This window comes from Paenibacillus sp. AK121, from assembly GCF_019042715.1.
In the GTDB taxonomy this organism is placed as follows: Bacteria; Bacillota; Bacilli; order Paenibacillales; family Paenibacillaceae; genus Paenibacillus; species Paenibacillus polymyxa_C.
Genome location: NZ_JAHPJM010000015.1, coordinates 1 through 15,494, shown reverse-complemented (window position 1 = coordinate 15,494; position 15,494 = coordinate 1). Strand labels below are relative to the sequence as shown.

Here is a 15,494-nt window from a genome sequence, read left to right as displayed (position 1 = left end):
CACGATTTACGGTTATCATAGACGAAGATATTATTCGTTCATCGCTTCTTGCTTACATTCATATTCAAAAGGAGATATACAATGGCTGAGCCCTTAAAAAATATGTACACGGAGGAATTCCTTCGTCTATTCGGTGAAAGAGTACAGGCTGCATACAGTCCATTCGACATTGAAGGATTTATCCATCAAGTTATGGACCAAAAATGGGATGAGCTAGAGCTAAAAGAACGAATACGGCGTATTTCGTTAACATTAGGAGCGTTTTTGCCTAGTAGTTATGAAGAAGCTCTTTTTATTTTATTTGCCATAGATGAGTACTGTAGCGGGTTTCCGTACTTGTTTTTCCCCGATTTCATAGAGGTATATGGGCAGGGAGAAGAGCATTGGGACCTGTCCATGAATGCACTGGAGCGATTTACATCAAAATCCTCTGCGGAGTTTGCTGTGAGGCCCTTCCTTCTGCGTGAACCAGAACGGACGATGCGGCAGATGACGAGCTGGGCGGCACACCCCAGTGAACACGTCCGCCGTCTTGCCAGCGAAGGATGTCGTCCACGGCTACCCTGGGGACAGGCGCTGCCTGTCTTCAAACGTGACCCTGCTCCGGTATTGGCCGTATTGGAACTACTGAAGGCCGATCCATCATTATATGTACGTAAAAGTGTAGCCAACAACCTGAACGATATTGCCAAGGACCATCCCGATATCGTCATCGCAACGGCTCAACGGTGGAAGGGGGCACATCCTGACACCGACTGGATTGTGCGCCATGGCTGTCGATCCCTGATTCGCAAATCCATCCCTGAAGTGATGGCCATGTTCGGCTATGCGAATGATACGGATGGGGTGCCGCTGGTTGCAGCTGCCTCTCTCAACACAGACCCTATCGTGTTAAAGATCGGTGATCACTGTGAGTTAAGCTATGTGCTTCAGCTTCGAGAAGGTGAATCCGTACGAGTCCGCATCGAGTATGGCATCGACTTTGTTAAGGCGAGAGGACAGGTCTCACGTAAACTGTTTTTGCTTTCTGACAAAACCGTCTCCGGAGGAACCCGTTTAACGGGTACACGAACACACCGGTTTGCAGACCTGACAACTCGTCGCCATTATGCGGGAGCGCACCGAATTGTCCTGCTCGTAAACGGGCAGGAAGTGGCTTCTACAATGATAGACATTGAGATGTAGATTACAATAATAGTAAAGAAAAGAGTCTGTATTCAGGCTCTTTTTTGTCGTTTGCGTTACAAATTTTATTTTTTCCAAATAAATTAATTCTGGTATTAGAACCTGGTACTAAGACGTGTTATACTACTTAAAGGAAGTTGCTCTTATCTTATGTATAAAGGGGTAGGTATGATTTGACTGATCAGCAACAATGGCTTGCGCCTGAATATTACAATATGACTTCGGAAATGGAGCACCATGAGGCTGGTAAGACAGCACTCAAGTGGTTAAGTGAGACAGGAGAATACGAAGAAATCACATACGGAGAGCTGTTGAAAAAAGCAAACCGGCTGGCTGGAGGACTTGCAAGTCTGGGATTTAACAAAGGGGACAGAGTTCTGGTCGTAGTACCACGGCGTATTATTGCATATGTCATTTACCTGGCATGCTTGAAGCTGGGGCTTGCTGTCATTCCATCTTCAGAAATGCTGCGGGCCAAGGATATTGCATATCGGCTTCGCCATTCGGAAGCGCGCGCAGTCATTGCCTGGACCGACGTAACAAGTGAAGTAGACAAAATCAGCGATGATTTGCCTGCTTTGGATTATCGCATTGTAGTCCCTGGGGACCGAACAGTAGGTGCGCAAGGCTGGCTCGTGCTGGATGAGCTGATGGAGGGACAGGAAGATATTTTTGAAGCTGTGAAGACACACCGTGATGACATGGCCATTCTGGCCTATACTTCGGGCACCACAGGCAATCCTAAAGGTGTTGTACACAGCCATGGCTGGGGATATGCCCATCTGCGGATAACATCACCATGGTTGGATATTCGAGCTTCAGACATCGTATGGGCTACTGCCGCACCTGGCTGGCAAAAATGGATTTGGAGTCCGTTTTTATCAGTACTGGGAAATGGAGCGACCGGATTCGTATATAATGGTCCGTTTCGTCCGGGGCGCTATTTGCAGTTGCTGCAGCAATATGGAGTTCAAGTGTTGTGCTGTACACCGACGGAATATCGGATTATGGCAAAAACGGCTGGTTTGGATCAATATGATCTATCCCGATTGCGAAGTGCTGTTTCTGCGGGAGAACCGCTCAATCAGGAGGTTATTAACAAGTTTCAGGAGCAATTCAACATTACGATTCGCGACGGTTACGGTCAAACAGAAAGTACATTAATTATTGGTAATCTAAGAGACGTACCTCTGCGCACAGGTTCGATGGGCAAATCCATTGCACCGGGACTTGTTGAGGTCGTAGACGAGGATGGTATTCCGCTGGCTCCAGGGCAAGTGGGCGATATTGCAGTGCGTGCTGATCTGCCGGCATTGTTTCATACGTACTATCATGATCCAGAGCGCAAATTAGCGAGTGTACACGGAGATTATTTTGTAACGGGCGACCGGGCTCGGAAGGACGAGGATGGATATTTTTGGTTTGAAGGACGTGGTGATGATATCATTATCAGTTCTGGCTACACCATTGGTCCTTTTGAAGTAGAAGAAGCGCTGATGAAGCATGATTCTGTGCAGGAATGTGCAGCGGTAGCCAGCCCGGATGAAATCCGTGGACATGTTGTAAAAGCCTTCGTCGTGCTCAAAGCCGGAGTAGAAGGGTCACCAGAGTTAGTGAAGGAACTGCAGCATCATGTGAAAAAGTGGACGGCACCTTACAAATATCCACGAAAAATAGAGTTTATTCAAGAGCTTCCTAAAACCAGCTCAGGCAAAATACGAAGAGTGGAGCTGCGTGAACTGGAGAAACAGTCCTCACTGTAGTGATGAAATCATTCAACATAACCAAACGGGAACAGGAGCGTGGAAAAATGAGTACATTTGAATCATTGTTGGAGCAATATGCAGAACTGGTCGTTAGAGTAGGAGTCAACATTCAGCCCGGACAGGCGTTGTTGGTAACTGCACCACTGGAAACTGTTGAATTCACACGCCTGATTGTCAGCAAAGCCTATGAAGCAGGCGCTAAATATGTACAGGTAGAGTTTGAGGACGATTCCATTACACGCAGTCGTTTTGAGCATGGTGACGAAGCCAGCTTTGATTACTACCCTGCTTGGAAGGCAGAAATGATGGAGAAATTCGCCGAAGAGGGTGGAGCCACATTAACGATTAAAGTGCCGAACCCGGATTTATATCAAGGTATTGATCCGCAAAAAGTTTCTCGTGCGACAAAAGCGGCAGCTACGGCGAGAGAAGGCTTTTCCAAATATACCCGCAATCACAAAATTAGCTGGTGTTTGATTAAAGCTCCGACGAAAGCCTGGGCCGATAAAGTGTTTGCGGATGTAGCAGAAGAAGACCGCATTCGTGTTATGTGGGATACGATTTTCCAAATGAATCGTGTAGACGGCTCTGATCCCATTCAGAATTGGCAAAATCATTTGAAAAATCTTGAACAGGTACAAGATAAGCTGAACCATAAAAAATATAAAAGCCTGCACTATCGTGCGCCCGGAACAGATTTGAGAATTGAGTTGGCTGACGGACATATTTGGCGCAGTGGTGGTGGTGAAAACGGGCGCGGAGATTATTTTGTCGCGAATATGCCGACAGAAGAAGTATTCACGATGCCTAAGCGTACTGGTGTCAATGGTCACATTACAAGTACCATGCCGCTTAATTTAAATGGGCAGCTGGTAGATCGCATTACATTTACCTTTAAGGACGGTAAAGTCACCGAATATACAGCAGAATCCGGTGAGCAGCATCTCACTCATTTGCTCGCTACAGATGAAGGAGCCAGCTACCTGGGGGAAGTTGCCTTGGTGCCGCATGATTCACCGATTTCTAATCTCAACCGCATCTTTTATAATACAGGTATCGACGAAAATGCTTCCTGCCACCTGGCTTTAGGCAGTGCGTATCCATTTAACATCGAAAATGGGACACAAATGAACCGGGAGGAACTACTCCAGAACGGTGCCAATGTCAGCCTGACTCATGTTGACTTCATGATCGGCTCAGCTGAGCTGGATATTGACGGTGAACTGCAAGACGGAAGCAAAGAGGTTGTGTTCCGCAAAGGAAATTGGGCTATTTAGTTTTGCCTTTTCTTAATCTCTATTCAATCAACCCGCAAACGATCTGATTCGTTTGCGGTTTTTTTTAGCCTAATTTTCATATCTTTACTTGTTTTGTGAAATGTAAAGTGCTAGGATAAGTTCAAACAATAATTTAAACAACGTTTTAAATATAGTTTGAATTTTTGTTTGTTTTGCTTAAGCGGCCCGTTTCATTTGCCCGTTTGGATTAAACTAAATAGGAGGAGGAAAAACATGAGTCACCCAGACAAAAAACAACAGACCAAAGAAAAAATTCTACAGTCTACGCTGAAATTTATTCAAAAGGAAGGTTTCGAGGCGGTTACAATCAGAAAAATTGCTGATCTGTCTAGCACTAATATTTCTTTAGTTAATTATTATTTTGGCTCCAAAGAAAATTTGCTCAGTGAAGCTATTGAAGTGATCCTAAACAGCTTTCAGCACACATTTTCCGTTTTGGACAATACAGCGATGCCTCCGCAAGATAGACTGAAACAATTTTTACTTAACTATTTACAGGTCATTCGCCAATATCCAGAGCTACTGTCGCGAATTATTGTGATGGGCAGCACACCCTTTACATCTCAACAGGAATACGGAAGATTTTTAAACATGATGGGGTTTCCAAAGGTCCAGAACACGATCAAGGAGCTGACAGGTGAGCAACAGCCGGAGCGGTCGTTAGCAATGATGCTGCAAATATTCGGAGCTATTTTTCTGCCTGCACTGATGAGTCCGATTCTTGAGTCTGGAGCAGTTGTGGAAATGCCCACAATAGAGGAACAATTAAACCTGCTATTTGAAAGATATTTCGATCAAAAATAAATCTCAGGGGTGAATACCATGGAATTTTTGAGAAAATATTGGCAAGATGCAGGAGCCATCATTGGAGTGGCTGTATGTATTGTTTTGTTTTTGAATCCCGCCATGTTTTCTGATATATCAGGAATATTATGGTTGAGCTTTGTGAATATATTGTTTCACCAATTTGAGGAATACCGCTGGCCTGGATATTTTGCGGGTTTATTTAACAATATTTTGTTTAAAAGTGAAGCCCCAGATCGTTACCCCTTGAACCCTAATTCAGCGATGATCATTAATGTGGCCATTGCCTATGTATTTTATCTGCTCCCCGTATGGTTCCCCCACGTAATCTGGCTCGGACTCGCACCAGTTTTGATGGGATTCTTCCAGGTCGTCTGGCACGGTATTGTTGTCAATCTCAAAGCAAAAACGGTATATAACCCTGGTTTGTGTACGGCACTTCTCCTGCATGTCCCTATAGGAATCTGGTATATTCATGAAATCGTAAAGAGAGACATCCCAACGGCAATAGACTGGATTGCAGGCACAATCTACTTTGTTTTTGCTGTATACATCTTCATTATCAAAGGGAATATATGGTTGAAGGAGAGTGACTCCCCTTACGCCTTTTCTAAACAACAGCTAGGAATTTATGATCGCAGGTAGGATATGTTAGAAAATCACAAATGTGCTTGTTTACAAGTTGGATACAAGTAGAGGTATTCTCGAAACGAGGTTCGGTTACACTTGGTTTGTACCCAAGAACAAGGAAAGAGTGATCTTACAATGAAACCTACACATCAATCTCGTAATCGTAAAAAGTTAGCTTGCAAGCTGGTCACCACCAGCGCTTTATTGGCTATAGGTTTTGCTGTAATGACAGGATGCGGCAATAGCGGAGAAGCAAACTCAACTGCTCCCTCTACAACGAAATCAGCCACACCATCTGCCAGTAATTCAACAGATCAGAACACAGACATCCATACCAACGAGCAAGATACTCACACTAACAAGACGAGTACAGATCTCAGCAAGCCTAGTGTGGATGCGGGAAGTTCCAAGGGAAGTTCCAAAAATACTGGAAAAGAGTTTGATCAAGGTTCAACCTCGACACAGCATAAACCTGCTAGTAGTACAGCCTCACCTGACAGTAAATACAGCTCTGCAGCTGCTATATTGAGTGCAGCCAAGCAGGGGACGTTACCCAATCTGCCTAAAGGTCTTGGTTTGGGAACTAGCAGCGATCTTTTGTTTGAGCTTTGGGGGAAATCCGATTCTGGTTCTACAGGCCCTATGAGAAGTTACGCTAAATATCATACAGATCTCGTACTGGATGGAAATGATAAAGTTACAGAAATTACTTCTTCCGATTCAAAATATAAGAAGTTGCTTATCAAACAAGTTATTGACGAACTGGGCCAGCCCACAGAAACAGTTGACACCTCTAGAGACATATCCGGCACAGCAGAAGCTAATTATAAAATCAACAACACATCAGGTCTTAGTTATTATTTAGTATTTTCCTATCAAACCAAAACGCAAAAGGTCAGTTATGTTCGATTATATTTTAACTCGATGACGCCATAATTAGATTTAGATGTATAAAAAAGAGAGTCGTTTCCATTACGATCATGGAGGCGACTTTTTCGGTTCATTGCATTTTTAGAGGATGACATTTATAATGTTAAGTGATTGATTAATCACTAATCAGAAAATTTGTGATAAATAAAAGGATGAGAAAATATGGCTAAAGCAACATCAACATCAATAAATCGCCAAAAGGAAATCATATCTGCTGCTATTGAAGTCTTTGCGGAGATGGGCTACTATCGAGCTACAACGGCCAAAGTTGCGGAACGGGCTAATATTTCTCAGCCCTATGTTTTTCGCTTTTTCGCTACTAAAGAAGCCTTGCTTATTGAAGCCCTAAAGGTATCATTTGCACGTATCATAGACTCTTTTCACCGGGTCATTCAATCCGCTTCGTCGGAACAGTTAGAGCAAGAACTGATTGCAGCCTATTCGCAGATTATGACGGAATATCGAAATGAAATACTTTTGCAAATGCAGGCACAGACAATCCGTGAGGATGTGGTTGTAACCGTGATGCAGCAGGGGTTACGTGAGATCCATACGACAGTTTATGACGCTTTCTGCCAGGCTGGTATTGAACAAGCCTTGGAAAGAACAATGCTTTTTCTCGCCAGAGGAATGCTATGTAATATTTCAATGTCGCTGGATCTGCCAGAACTGATGAAAACAGACGATTAATTGGTATGTATGCAGTAGAGTCGCGCTTTTGCGCGGCTTTTTTGTGTGCTTTTAATTGTACAAGACATGAATTGTTAGTTTGAATGAAAATGACTAGCTAAGTTGACAAGAGAAGTGGGCCTCGCTATTCTTATACCTATAGGAGTATATGTATTTAAAATTAAAATTATACTAAGCCCCACAAAAAAAGGCGGAGGTACCACTATGTCATTAACTAGTCATATCGAAGCAGATCAGATTCTTGATTGCAAAGGGCTTGCTTGTCCTATGCCAATTGTAAAAACAAAAAAAACTATGGATGAGCTTCTTGCCGGGCAGATTATGGAGGTTCAAGTGACTGACAAAGGTTCGTTAGCAGATTTTCAGAGCTGGGCCCAAGGCACCGGACATCAGTATTTGGGCACTTTTCAAGAAGGAGTTGTCATGCGACATTATCTACGCAAAGCAAATCCGACTGATGTGAAGGAGGAGCAAGCATTCCCTTCCACGATAAGTCATAAAGAGCTGCAAGCAAAATGGTTTGCAAAGGAGAACTTCATTTTGCTGGATGTTCGTGAACCCGCCGAATTTGCTCTTCAACACATCCCAGGATCTAAGCACATCCCCCTCGGAGAACTGGAGAACAGACTCGCTGAGCTAAATCTGGAAGATGAAATCGCAGTGATCTGCCAAGCTGGAGCACGCAGTGAAAGGGCTTGCCGGTTATTGGCAGACAAAGGCGCTAAAAACGTCAAATCTGTGCTTTCAGGCATGTCCGGCTGGGCAGGAGAAATGATGGGGTACGATTCTATATGAGTACAGCCAAAACAACGATTATTTTATTCAGCGGTGAGCTGGATAAAGCGATTGCTGCATTCATTATTGCGAATGGAGCGGCAGCATATGATCATGAAGTAACTATTTTCTTCACATTTTGGGGACTAAATATATTGCGTAAGGATGAGCTCATGCGCACCCATAAGGGAATGCTCGAAAAAGCCTTTGGCTGGATCATGCCTCGTGGACCGAAAAAGTTAGCACTCTCCAAAATGAATTTCGTCGGACTGGGACCACAGATGATCAAGCATGTCATGAAAAAGCATAATGCGCTCTCTCTTCCAGAGCTTATAGAGTTAGCACAAGAGCAGGGGATCAAGCTCGTCGCTTGCACCATGACCATGGATTTGTTAGGACTTCAACAAGAAGAGCTAATAGATGGTGTGGAATATGCTGGAGTAGCTGCTTACTTGGGAGATGCATCGCAAGGACAGGTGAATCTATTTATTTAGGGTATCCTATTTACTTTTTTGGTTTATAATATACCTATACATGTATATGGTAAGTCAAAAAAGGAGTGCATTGCTTATGGATTACAATTACAGTGATGAACTGAAAACGCGCTTGAGAAGGATTGAGGGCCAGGTACGTGGAGTACTTCGTTTAATGGATGAGGGCAAGTCGTGCAAGGATGTAGTCAGCCAGCTATCAGCTGTACGCAATGCATCAGATAAAGCAATCGCCCAGATTGTAGCAGAAAATCTGCAACGTTGCATATTGGAAGAGCAGGAAGCTGGAGGAGATACGGATAAGCTGGTTAAAGAAGCAATTCAGCTGCTGGTGAAAAGTAGATAATTTATAGTGAATACACGAAAGACTAAGATTAAATAATAGCCGAATTAAAAAGTTCGCTGCCCTAGTTGGTAGCGGGCTTTTTTTCGGACAACTTTAGGAATGAAATAAGCCTCTGTTTATACAGAAGTATAGGAGTGTAAATAACCCATAAGAAAAATAACTTCTTTCGGAGGGCATAGGTATGGAGGTATTTGTCACGATTGGTGTCAAATTGATCATCAGCTTTTTTGGCCTATGGCTTATTACTTTTATTACAGGTCGGAAAACACTCAGTCAGTTAACACCGCTCGATTTTCTGACATCATTGGTATTGAGCGAAATTGTAGGGAATACGTTATATGACGATAAGGTGACCATTTGGCATCTTTTGTTTGCTTTGGCACTATGGTGCGCGCTGGCCTACTTTTTCGAAAAAGCGACGACCCATTTTGTGAAATTTGGATATATGGCAGAAGGTCGAACAGTGCTGCTCGTGGATAAAGGGCAGGTTAATCAAGAATTGCTGGAGAAATATGATATAGAATTTACACAGCTACTCTCCATGCTACGCCAGCAAAATATTTTTTCTCTGCGTGAGGTCTTGTACGCTACGTTAGAGACGAACGGCTCATTGTCAGTCATGCGCAAACCCGAATATGAGCCACCCGCTGCTCAGGATATGGGAATAGATGCACAGCCTGATTTTTTTTCTGTTACTGTCATTGATAAGGGAAGGTTGCTAAATGAATCTATGCGCGGGAAAACAATTGATGTAGAGCTGATAAAAGCAAAGGCGCGAGAGCAGGGATATGACAGCATCAATGAGATTGCCTATGCAGAGCTTAGCGAGGATGGAACGCTCCATGTAGTGCCGATGAAAGAGAATAAAAATCAAAAAAGTGGTGGATCTATTTAAATGAATGATCATCTCCTCATGAAGAGGACTGTTTATTTGTCTTTTTTCTTTTTTTAATAACAATAAAGGTGAATAGTAACAAAGGGAGAAAAATTTGAAAAATAGGAAACCAGGAATTAAGAACAAATTTTCGACCGATTACCATGTGATGAATATAGTTGGGCGACAAAAAAGAAAGTCCATAAATAAGTGCTGCGAGGGGAAGAATCCATTTTTTAAATCCGACTCCGGTTATTTTTTCAAGTCCTATCACAGCACCATTAAAAAATAAAGACATTTTGATGATCAAGCCAAGAAAAAGAAGCAAGGTGAAAAGGGCATCCATTCGTTCGAACAGATCTGCTAATTCAATCAACTGAACGGCTTCCAAAAGAGGAAGTGTGCTATTTGCAGCGATCTTGGGTCCGAGAACAAAAATATCCAATTGATTAACAAATGTTAGAGCAAGTGCGGTCATTATATAGGCAAAGGAAACGGGTTTTGTGAGATTCCGGCCTTTATGTACAAGCGGATAAAATACAAGAAATAACACAGTTTGTCCGAATGGAAAGGAGATAAGCTCAGGAATAGCGGCTTTAAATATCGGTTTCCATCCTTCCTCTAAAACCGGAAGGGAATTTTCCAAGTGAAAGAGACCAGTTGCCGGAATTAATATACTAATTATGGCGTATCCAAGTACAAAAAAAGGGAAAAGGAACAAGCAAAATAAGAACAATGCTTTGTAGCCGTAACGAACCGTGTTGGATACAACCACGATTGTGATCAAGATGATGATCCACAAAGGGGTTTGGCGGAGCAGAGTCATTACGGTCACCTCGCCTAAATCGCGTATGTTCCGAGAAGCTTCATATGTAAAATACATCACAAAAAGTAAATTGATGAGTGTACCGACATATTTCCCTGTGTAACGGCGAAACAACATGAACAAATCTAATTCAGGATCTTGATGGTGAATAGCAAGATGGAGCATTAGCAGAAGAAGTCCTGCTAATGCTCCTATCAACATGACTAACCAAGCATCTTGCTTTGCTTCAGCCCCCATTAAAAACAAAGTTGTACTTCCAACTTCAAATAAAGACATACAAATGATCAGCTCGGATACTCGGATTGTATTTTGACGCATTGCTTCATTTCACCTCTCCCTGTTTATTTCATTTCAACAGTTCGTTAAAAGATTTTTCGAATAATCCTGGACGTGCAAGCTTCATTTTTACACCTATTTTTATATCCATGTTTGCGAACTCTTCAGGCCATGTCTCTTTTATTTTTTTCCAGTCTTTTGGGTACTTGTGATGAATTTTATTTCCAACACCAATAAGGTCGATATTCTTTTGCTGTAAGGCTTTCCAGCCTTCCTGAATTTGCAGTTTGATCGTTTCTGCTGCTTGCATCTGCAATTGACCTATACTTTGCATATCTTTCATTTCTCTTTGCGAAGAGGATGATAGAAGATCCCCGGTAGCTTTAACGTCAACGTTGAGGTAATAATGATTTAAATTCTTGATTGGCGTAACCTTAACCTTGGCTTTCCGGATGAGGAAAGCGGACGTAACATTCCCATCCACATAGTTTACAGTAGTGTTTTTAATCTGGTTGTTTAACCATGAAACCCCTATACTTTCCTTTTCATTTAGGAAGCCGACTCTCTTGTCTTTCTGAAAAATGCTTAAGCCCGATAATTTGAGTTTATTTTTGGCGGAGGTTTCCTTGAAAACATCAACAGAGTCTAGTTTCTCCGGCTCGGAACCCTCAAGAGATATTTCTGGAACTCCGGCTGCACTATCGGAGCTAATTTTCGAAATAAATTCATACATGGATATTGCAGGGTAAATTGATCCTAATTTGCTATCTCTTTCTATAATCTTTTCTAAAGCTTGACCAGGAATTTTCTCTGGTGGTACAAGCTTTTTTAAAAAATTACGAGCCTCTCCGTTGGCAATGAATATTTTTACAGTTTCTCGTGAATCAAGGTTGCGGAGGTAAATATCAATAATCTCTTCAATGCCTTGTTCAGCTGCTTTTTTTCCAATAACGAGTATATTATTTTGGGCAAAATACAGTTTACGTGGGTATTCCAGGCTACTCTTCGTAACGGTCTCTCTCAATGTTTTTCCATGTGTAGAAAAGGTATGTACAGCGCTTTGCGATGCCCCGGAGGAAGTACCACCTGAGCCAGTCGTCATGGCTGATGGAATGATGATTTGATAAGTATTGATCCAGTCGCCCTTATGTCCATCAATTCCAGTTGCTGTTGTGATGGCTAATTCGTTCAATTCTGTTCGATCTACGCACCCTGTAAGTAATAACCCTGCAATAAACAGAACATAACTAACTCTTAATTGCCGCACCATTGATCTCTCCTATTTTTGGGTATCAGGCTTATGACCACCTTCAGTATCATCCGAACTAGCAGGGTATTGGTGAGCTGCCTGTCTTGTCTGGTTATGGCCTGATTTTTCGCTAGGTCTGGTTTTCATAGCCCACCACGGAACTCTGATGATAAGGTCCTTCATATTAGTTTTAAAGGTGGGGCTATAGGGCACAAAATAATCAACTCCGAATGACTTGAGAGATACAAGGTGAATTAGAAGGGGGATAATTCCTATCAGAATACCAAATAAGCCTAGAGCCCCCGCCAGTAGCATAAGTGCAAAACGCAACAACCTGACCGCTGAAGCCATAGCAAAATACGGGATGACAAAGTTCGATATAGCTGTGAAGGCAACAACGATCACCATTGCACCTGAGACCAGTCCGGCTTGCACCGCCGCCTGTCCGATAACCAGAGCTCCTACAATGGAAACGGCTGGTCCGATGACCCGTGGCATTCGCACACCTGCTTCACGAATCACTTCAAACATTAATTCCATCATTAAAGCTTCCAATAATGCAGGAAAAGGAGTTCCTTCCCGTTGAGCCATTAGCGTAATCAACAGCGTGGTGGGGATCATTTCCTGTTGGAAAGTCGTCAAGGCTATAAATAGAGAGGGAAGCAACAATGAGACTAGAAAAGATACTACACGAAGAGCCCTTAAAAAAGTTGAAATGTCATATCTCTGGTAGTAGTCTTCCGCCGTTTGAAAGAAATTAAAGAAGGTTACAGGTGCAATCAGAGCGAATGGCGTCCCATCAACCAGGACAGCTACTTGTCCGTCTAAAAGGCTACCTGCGACTGTATCCGGACGCTCTGAGTTTAGCATGGTGGGAAAGAGACTAAGTGGTTCATCCTGTATAAATTCTTCGATGTAGCCACTTTCAAGTATGCTGTCTGTATCAATGGATTGAAGCCGTTTTGTAATTTCCTGTATGACTTCTGGATTAGCGACATTTTCAATGTAAGCTAACATGACTTTGGTTTGTGTATATCGCCCAATAACATGACTTTCAAATTTAAGGTCAGGTGTCCGCAATTTTCTTCTGATCAGTGTAATGTTGGTTGAGATATCCTCCGTAAATCCTTCTTTAGGACCCCGTACTACGGTCTGAGTACTGGGTTCCTGAATAGCCCGTCTTACTCCGCCTGCGATGGAAACTACCAATGCATAGTTGTTTCCGTCGATGACAATGACAGCATTCCCGGAGAGGATGGCTTGATATACTTCATTTTGCGAATGTATCATTTGAATATTTCCAGACGGAATTGTGTTTTTTAACAAAGAAGCTGCAGTATTTTCCTTAAACATAAAAGTATCTGCGGAGCCCATCTCTGTAATCAAGCTCTCCATTAAATCGGAAAGCAAGTTTTGGTCAATCAGTCCTTCAATATAACAAACGGCGAGATGGCCAGCATGTACAGGACTTTCGGAAAAATCACGAATGACAAAATCGGGACCTTGCCCAAGTTTTAATTTAAGTAAAGAAAGAGTATGGGATAACGATGAATGGATTGGATCGGTAGCGGTTTGCTGTTTGGATTTTTCGATATCCTGTGTGTACCTTTTTCCAGGTTTCAGAACACTTCTAATCCAACGTGTTAACACAAATGAACCCCCTCTTTTTTGATAAAGCATATCTTTTCCTTGCAATCCAAAAATATACGCTATTTTTATGAATTGGATACTTAGTGAAAGACATGTGGAAACCTGATCAGTTTCGAAAATTAAACAGCACAGGTCCAAAGCAATTTGACTTATAGAATATTTGAGTCCTTGATTGAGGAGACTACCTTCATGGGTTTGGAATTTTTCAGAAAGTGGTGATCAGGTTTGAGTTTCTCAGATGAGCTCATCTGTTTTGGGTTTGAGGACAGACTAGGGTATTTTGCTAAGGCTGCTGTTCCTCCTATTTATGAGACTGCTCCATTTTTCTTTGATACCTACGAGGATTATGCTGAAGCAGCTAATCATGAAAAGGAGCATTATGTCTATTCGAGAGGAACCAATCCTACCGTTCGGATTGCAGAACAAATGATTGCTGCGCTGGAAGGTGGGGAGGACTGCAAGTGCTTTGCCTCCGGAATGGCTGCTATCAGTGCCGCTCTAATGTGTAGCTTATCCGCAGGGGATCATCTGATTCTGGTCGGACACATATATGAAACTTCCGTCAGCCTAGCCAAATACTTAACGAAGTTCGATATAAACTATACCATTGTACATTCGACTTCTACGAAAGCAGTTGCTAATGCCATCCAACCGCAGACCCGTGCTATTCTTATGGAGTCTCCTACCTCGTTTACATTCGATATGGTAAATATTCAGGAAGTAGCTTCGCTTTCCAAAGCTAAGGGTATCCGCACAATCATAGATAATTCATGGGCTACACCCCTTTTCCAAAAACCATTAGAATGGGGCGTTGATATCGTCGTTCACTCCGCATCGAAGTACTTGGGGGGGCATAATGATTTAATTGCAGGGGCAGTAATCGCTTCTAAAGAGATAATAAATCGTATGTATGCTGAAGAATATGAGTTAATTGGCGGTTCGTTAGCCCCTTTTGAAGCCTGGCTACTCATTCGGGGTCTAAGAACACTCCCGCTTCGTATGGAAGCCCATCAAAGAAATGCTCTGTTGGTTGCTCGTTTTCTATCAGATCATCCGGCCATTTCTAAAGTAAATCATCCTGGACTTCCTTCTCACCCACAGCATGAGCTGGCATGTAGACAGCTTAAAGGGTATGGTGGATTATTCAGCTTTGAACTAAAAGATTCGGGTTATGAGGATATATGCAGAGTGATCAATAAACTGCGACTGATTCGGATCGGTGTATCGTGGGGGGCTATGGAGAGCCAGGTAATCTCACCAAACTACGGGTTCAATAAGCTGAGTCTAAAAAAACAACACATGCCCGAATCGCTAATCCGCTTGGCTGTGGGGCATGAACCTGCTGAACTTTTGATAGAAGATCTAGCTACAGCTTTAAGCTAAGCGTTCATTTCAGGATTTCATATAAAAAAAGGAAAGCAGCAGCTCCATCAATAAAGAGCTACTGCTTTTATGATTTATAACGTTTATATCTTCGGTTGTTATAGACAAAGCACTATGTGTAGGCGAGGTTCAGTAAAAAAATTGCACCGAGTAGAAACACAAATTATTTGCTGGTAAATATTACAACTTGTTTGTTGGGTATACACGTGATAAATTATATATCCAGCCAGTTAAACGGCTGTTGATTGATCTTTGAAAACTGAACAACGAGTGAGTACGGATTTTGTTTACAAAATCCAACGTTGAAATTTTGGTACATGCC

Annotated in this window: 15 protein-coding genes; 12 read left to right on the top strand and 3 right to left on the bottom strand. The window is 42.5% G+C overall.

What is annotated here, in order from left to right:
* Positions 1-81: 81 nt before the first annotated feature.
* From KSP24_RS21580 to KSP24_RS21530, 11 genes are all read left to right on the top strand, one after another.
* Entirely contained in the window at positions 82-1,185 is a 1,104-nt protein-coding gene (locus tag KSP24_RS21580; protein WP_216976637.1) for a DNA alkylation repair protein, read from the top strand.
* 173 nt (positions 1,186-1,358) lie between these two features.
* Entirely contained in the window at positions 1,359-2,948 is a 1,590-nt protein-coding gene (locus KSP24_RS21575) for an acetate--CoA ligase (protein ID WP_216976635.1), read from the top strand.
* Between the two features lie 47 nt (positions 2,949-2,995).
* Complete coding sequence (locus KSP24_RS21570; protein ID WP_025675232.1) at positions 2,996-4,228, top strand: aminopeptidase; 1,233 nt, start codon at positions 2,996-2,998, stop codon at positions 4,226-4,228.
* A gap of 234 nt (positions 4,229-4,462) precedes the next feature.
* Entirely contained in the window at positions 4,463-5,053 is a 591-nt protein-coding gene (locus KSP24_RS21565; protein WP_025675234.1) for a TetR/AcrR family transcriptional regulator, read from the top strand.
* 18 nt (positions 5,054-5,071) lie between these two features.
* Positions 5,072-5,698 (top strand): HXXEE domain-containing protein, encoded by a 627-nt coding sequence (locus KSP24_RS21560; protein WP_129549248.1) that lies wholly within the window; start codon positions 5,072-5,074, stop codon positions 5,696-5,698.
* A gap of 120 nt (positions 5,699-5,818) precedes the next feature.
* The gene (locus KSP24_RS21555) at positions 5,819-6,619 is read left to right on the top strand and encodes a DUF4309 domain-containing protein (protein WP_014599748.1); all 801 of its coding nucleotides are present in this window, start codon (positions 5,819-5,821) and stop codon (positions 6,617-6,619) included.
* Positions 6,620-6,775: 156 nt separating this feature from the next.
* On the top strand, positions 6,776-7,303 hold the full coding sequence (locus KSP24_RS21550) for a TetR/AcrR family transcriptional regulator (protein WP_013371118.1): 528 nt from the start codon (positions 6,776-6,778) through the stop codon (positions 7,301-7,303).
* Between the two features lie 204 nt (positions 7,304-7,507).
* Entirely contained in the window at positions 7,508-8,098 is a 591-nt protein-coding gene (locus KSP24_RS21545) for a sulfurtransferase TusA family protein (protein WP_216976633.1), read from the top strand.
* Positions 8,095-8,571, top strand: a complete 477-nt coding sequence (locus KSP24_RS21540) for a DsrE/DsrF/DrsH-like family protein (RefSeq protein ID WP_058831293.1) — start codon at positions 8,095-8,097, stop codon at positions 8,569-8,571. Before KSP24_RS21545 ends, KSP24_RS21540 begins: the two co-directional genes overlap by 4 nt.
* Positions 8,572-8,647: 76 nt before the next feature.
* Entirely contained in the window at positions 8,648-8,914 is a 267-nt protein-coding gene (locus KSP24_RS21535) for a metal-sensitive transcriptional regulator (RefSeq protein ID WP_013310304.1), read from the top strand.
* Between the two features lie 181 nt (positions 8,915-9,095).
* The gene (locus KSP24_RS21530) at positions 9,096-9,809 is read left to right on the top strand and encodes a YetF domain-containing protein (protein ID WP_058831292.1); all 714 of its coding nucleotides are present in this window, start codon (positions 9,096-9,098) and stop codon (positions 9,807-9,809) included.
* Between the two features lie 16 nt (positions 9,810-9,825).
* Here the strand turns inward: KSP24_RS21530 and KSP24_RS21525 are convergent, their stop codons facing one another.
* Genes KSP24_RS21525 through KSP24_RS21515 form a run of 3 tightly spaced genes read right to left on the bottom strand, consistent with a single transcriptional unit; the run spans position 9,826 to position 13,789 of the window.
* Entirely contained in the window at positions 9,826-10,932 is a 1,107-nt protein-coding gene (locus KSP24_RS21525) for a GerAB/ArcD/ProY family transporter (RefSeq protein WP_216976631.1), read from the bottom strand.
* Between the two features lie 28 nt (positions 10,933-10,960).
* Positions 10,961-12,160: a Ger(x)C family spore germination protein gene (locus tag KSP24_RS21520; RefSeq protein WP_064963770.1), complete on the bottom strand. Its 1,200-nt coding sequence runs from the start codon at positions 12,158-12,160 to the stop codon at positions 10,961-10,963.
* A gap of 9 nt (positions 12,161-12,169) precedes the next feature.
* Positions 12,170-13,789, bottom strand: a complete 1,620-nt coding sequence (locus KSP24_RS21515) for a spore germination protein (RefSeq protein WP_013371124.1) — start codon at positions 13,787-13,789, stop codon at positions 12,170-12,172.
* Between the two features lie 225 nt (positions 13,790-14,014).
* Here KSP24_RS21515 and KSP24_RS21510 point away from each other — a divergent pair, with 225 nt between their 5' ends.
* Positions 14,015-15,172: a trans-sulfuration enzyme family protein gene (locus KSP24_RS21510; protein WP_017428575.1), complete on the top strand. Its 1,158-nt coding sequence runs from the start codon at positions 14,015-14,017 to the stop codon at positions 15,170-15,172.
* Positions 15,173-15,494 lie beyond the last annotated feature (322 nt).

What these genes read in the sequence shown, in the direction of transcription:
- KSP24_RS21580 (WP_216976637.1), top strand. Translation starts at nt 82, where the DNA reads ATGGCTGAGCCCTTAAAAAATATGTACACGGAGGAATTCCTTCGTCTA.
- KSP24_RS21570 (WP_025675232.1), top strand. Translation starts at nt 2,996, where the DNA reads ATGAGTACATTTGAATCATTGTTGGAGCAATATGCAGAACTGGTCGTT.
- KSP24_RS21565 (WP_025675234.1), top strand. Translation starts at nt 4,463, where the DNA reads ATGAGTCACCCAGACAAAAAACAACAGACCAAAGAAAAAATTCTACAG.
- KSP24_RS21560 (WP_129549248.1), top strand. Translation starts at nt 5,072, where the DNA reads ATGGAATTTTTGAGAAAATATTGGCAAGATGCAGGAGCCATCATTGGA.
- KSP24_RS21555 (WP_014599748.1), top strand. Translation starts at nt 5,819, where the DNA reads ATGAAACCTACACATCAATCTCGTAATCGTAAAAAGTTAGCTTGCAAG.
- KSP24_RS21550 (WP_013371118.1), top strand. Translation starts at nt 6,776, where the DNA reads ATGGCTAAAGCAACATCAACATCAATAAATCGCCAAAAGGAAATCATA.
- KSP24_RS21545 (WP_216976633.1), top strand. Translation starts at nt 7,508, where the DNA reads ATGTCATTAACTAGTCATATCGAAGCAGATCAGATTCTTGATTGCAAA.
- KSP24_RS21540 (WP_058831293.1), top strand. Translation starts at nt 8,095, where the DNA reads ATGAGTACAGCCAAAACAACGATTATTTTATTCAGCGGTGAGCTGGAT.
- KSP24_RS21535 (WP_013310304.1), top strand. Translation starts at nt 8,648, where the DNA reads ATGGATTACAATTACAGTGATGAACTGAAAACGCGCTTGAGAAGGATT.
- KSP24_RS21530 (WP_058831292.1), top strand. Translation starts at nt 9,096, where the DNA reads ATGGAGGTATTTGTCACGATTGGTGTCAAATTGATCATCAGCTTTTTT.
- KSP24_RS21525 (WP_216976631.1), bottom strand. Translation starts at nt 10,932, where the DNA reads ATGCGTCAAAATACAATCCGAGTATCCGAGCTGATCATTTGTATGTCT.
- KSP24_RS21520 (WP_064963770.1), bottom strand. Translation starts at nt 12,160, where the DNA reads ATGGTGCGGCAATTAAGAGTTAGTTATGTTCTGTTTATTGCAGGGTTA.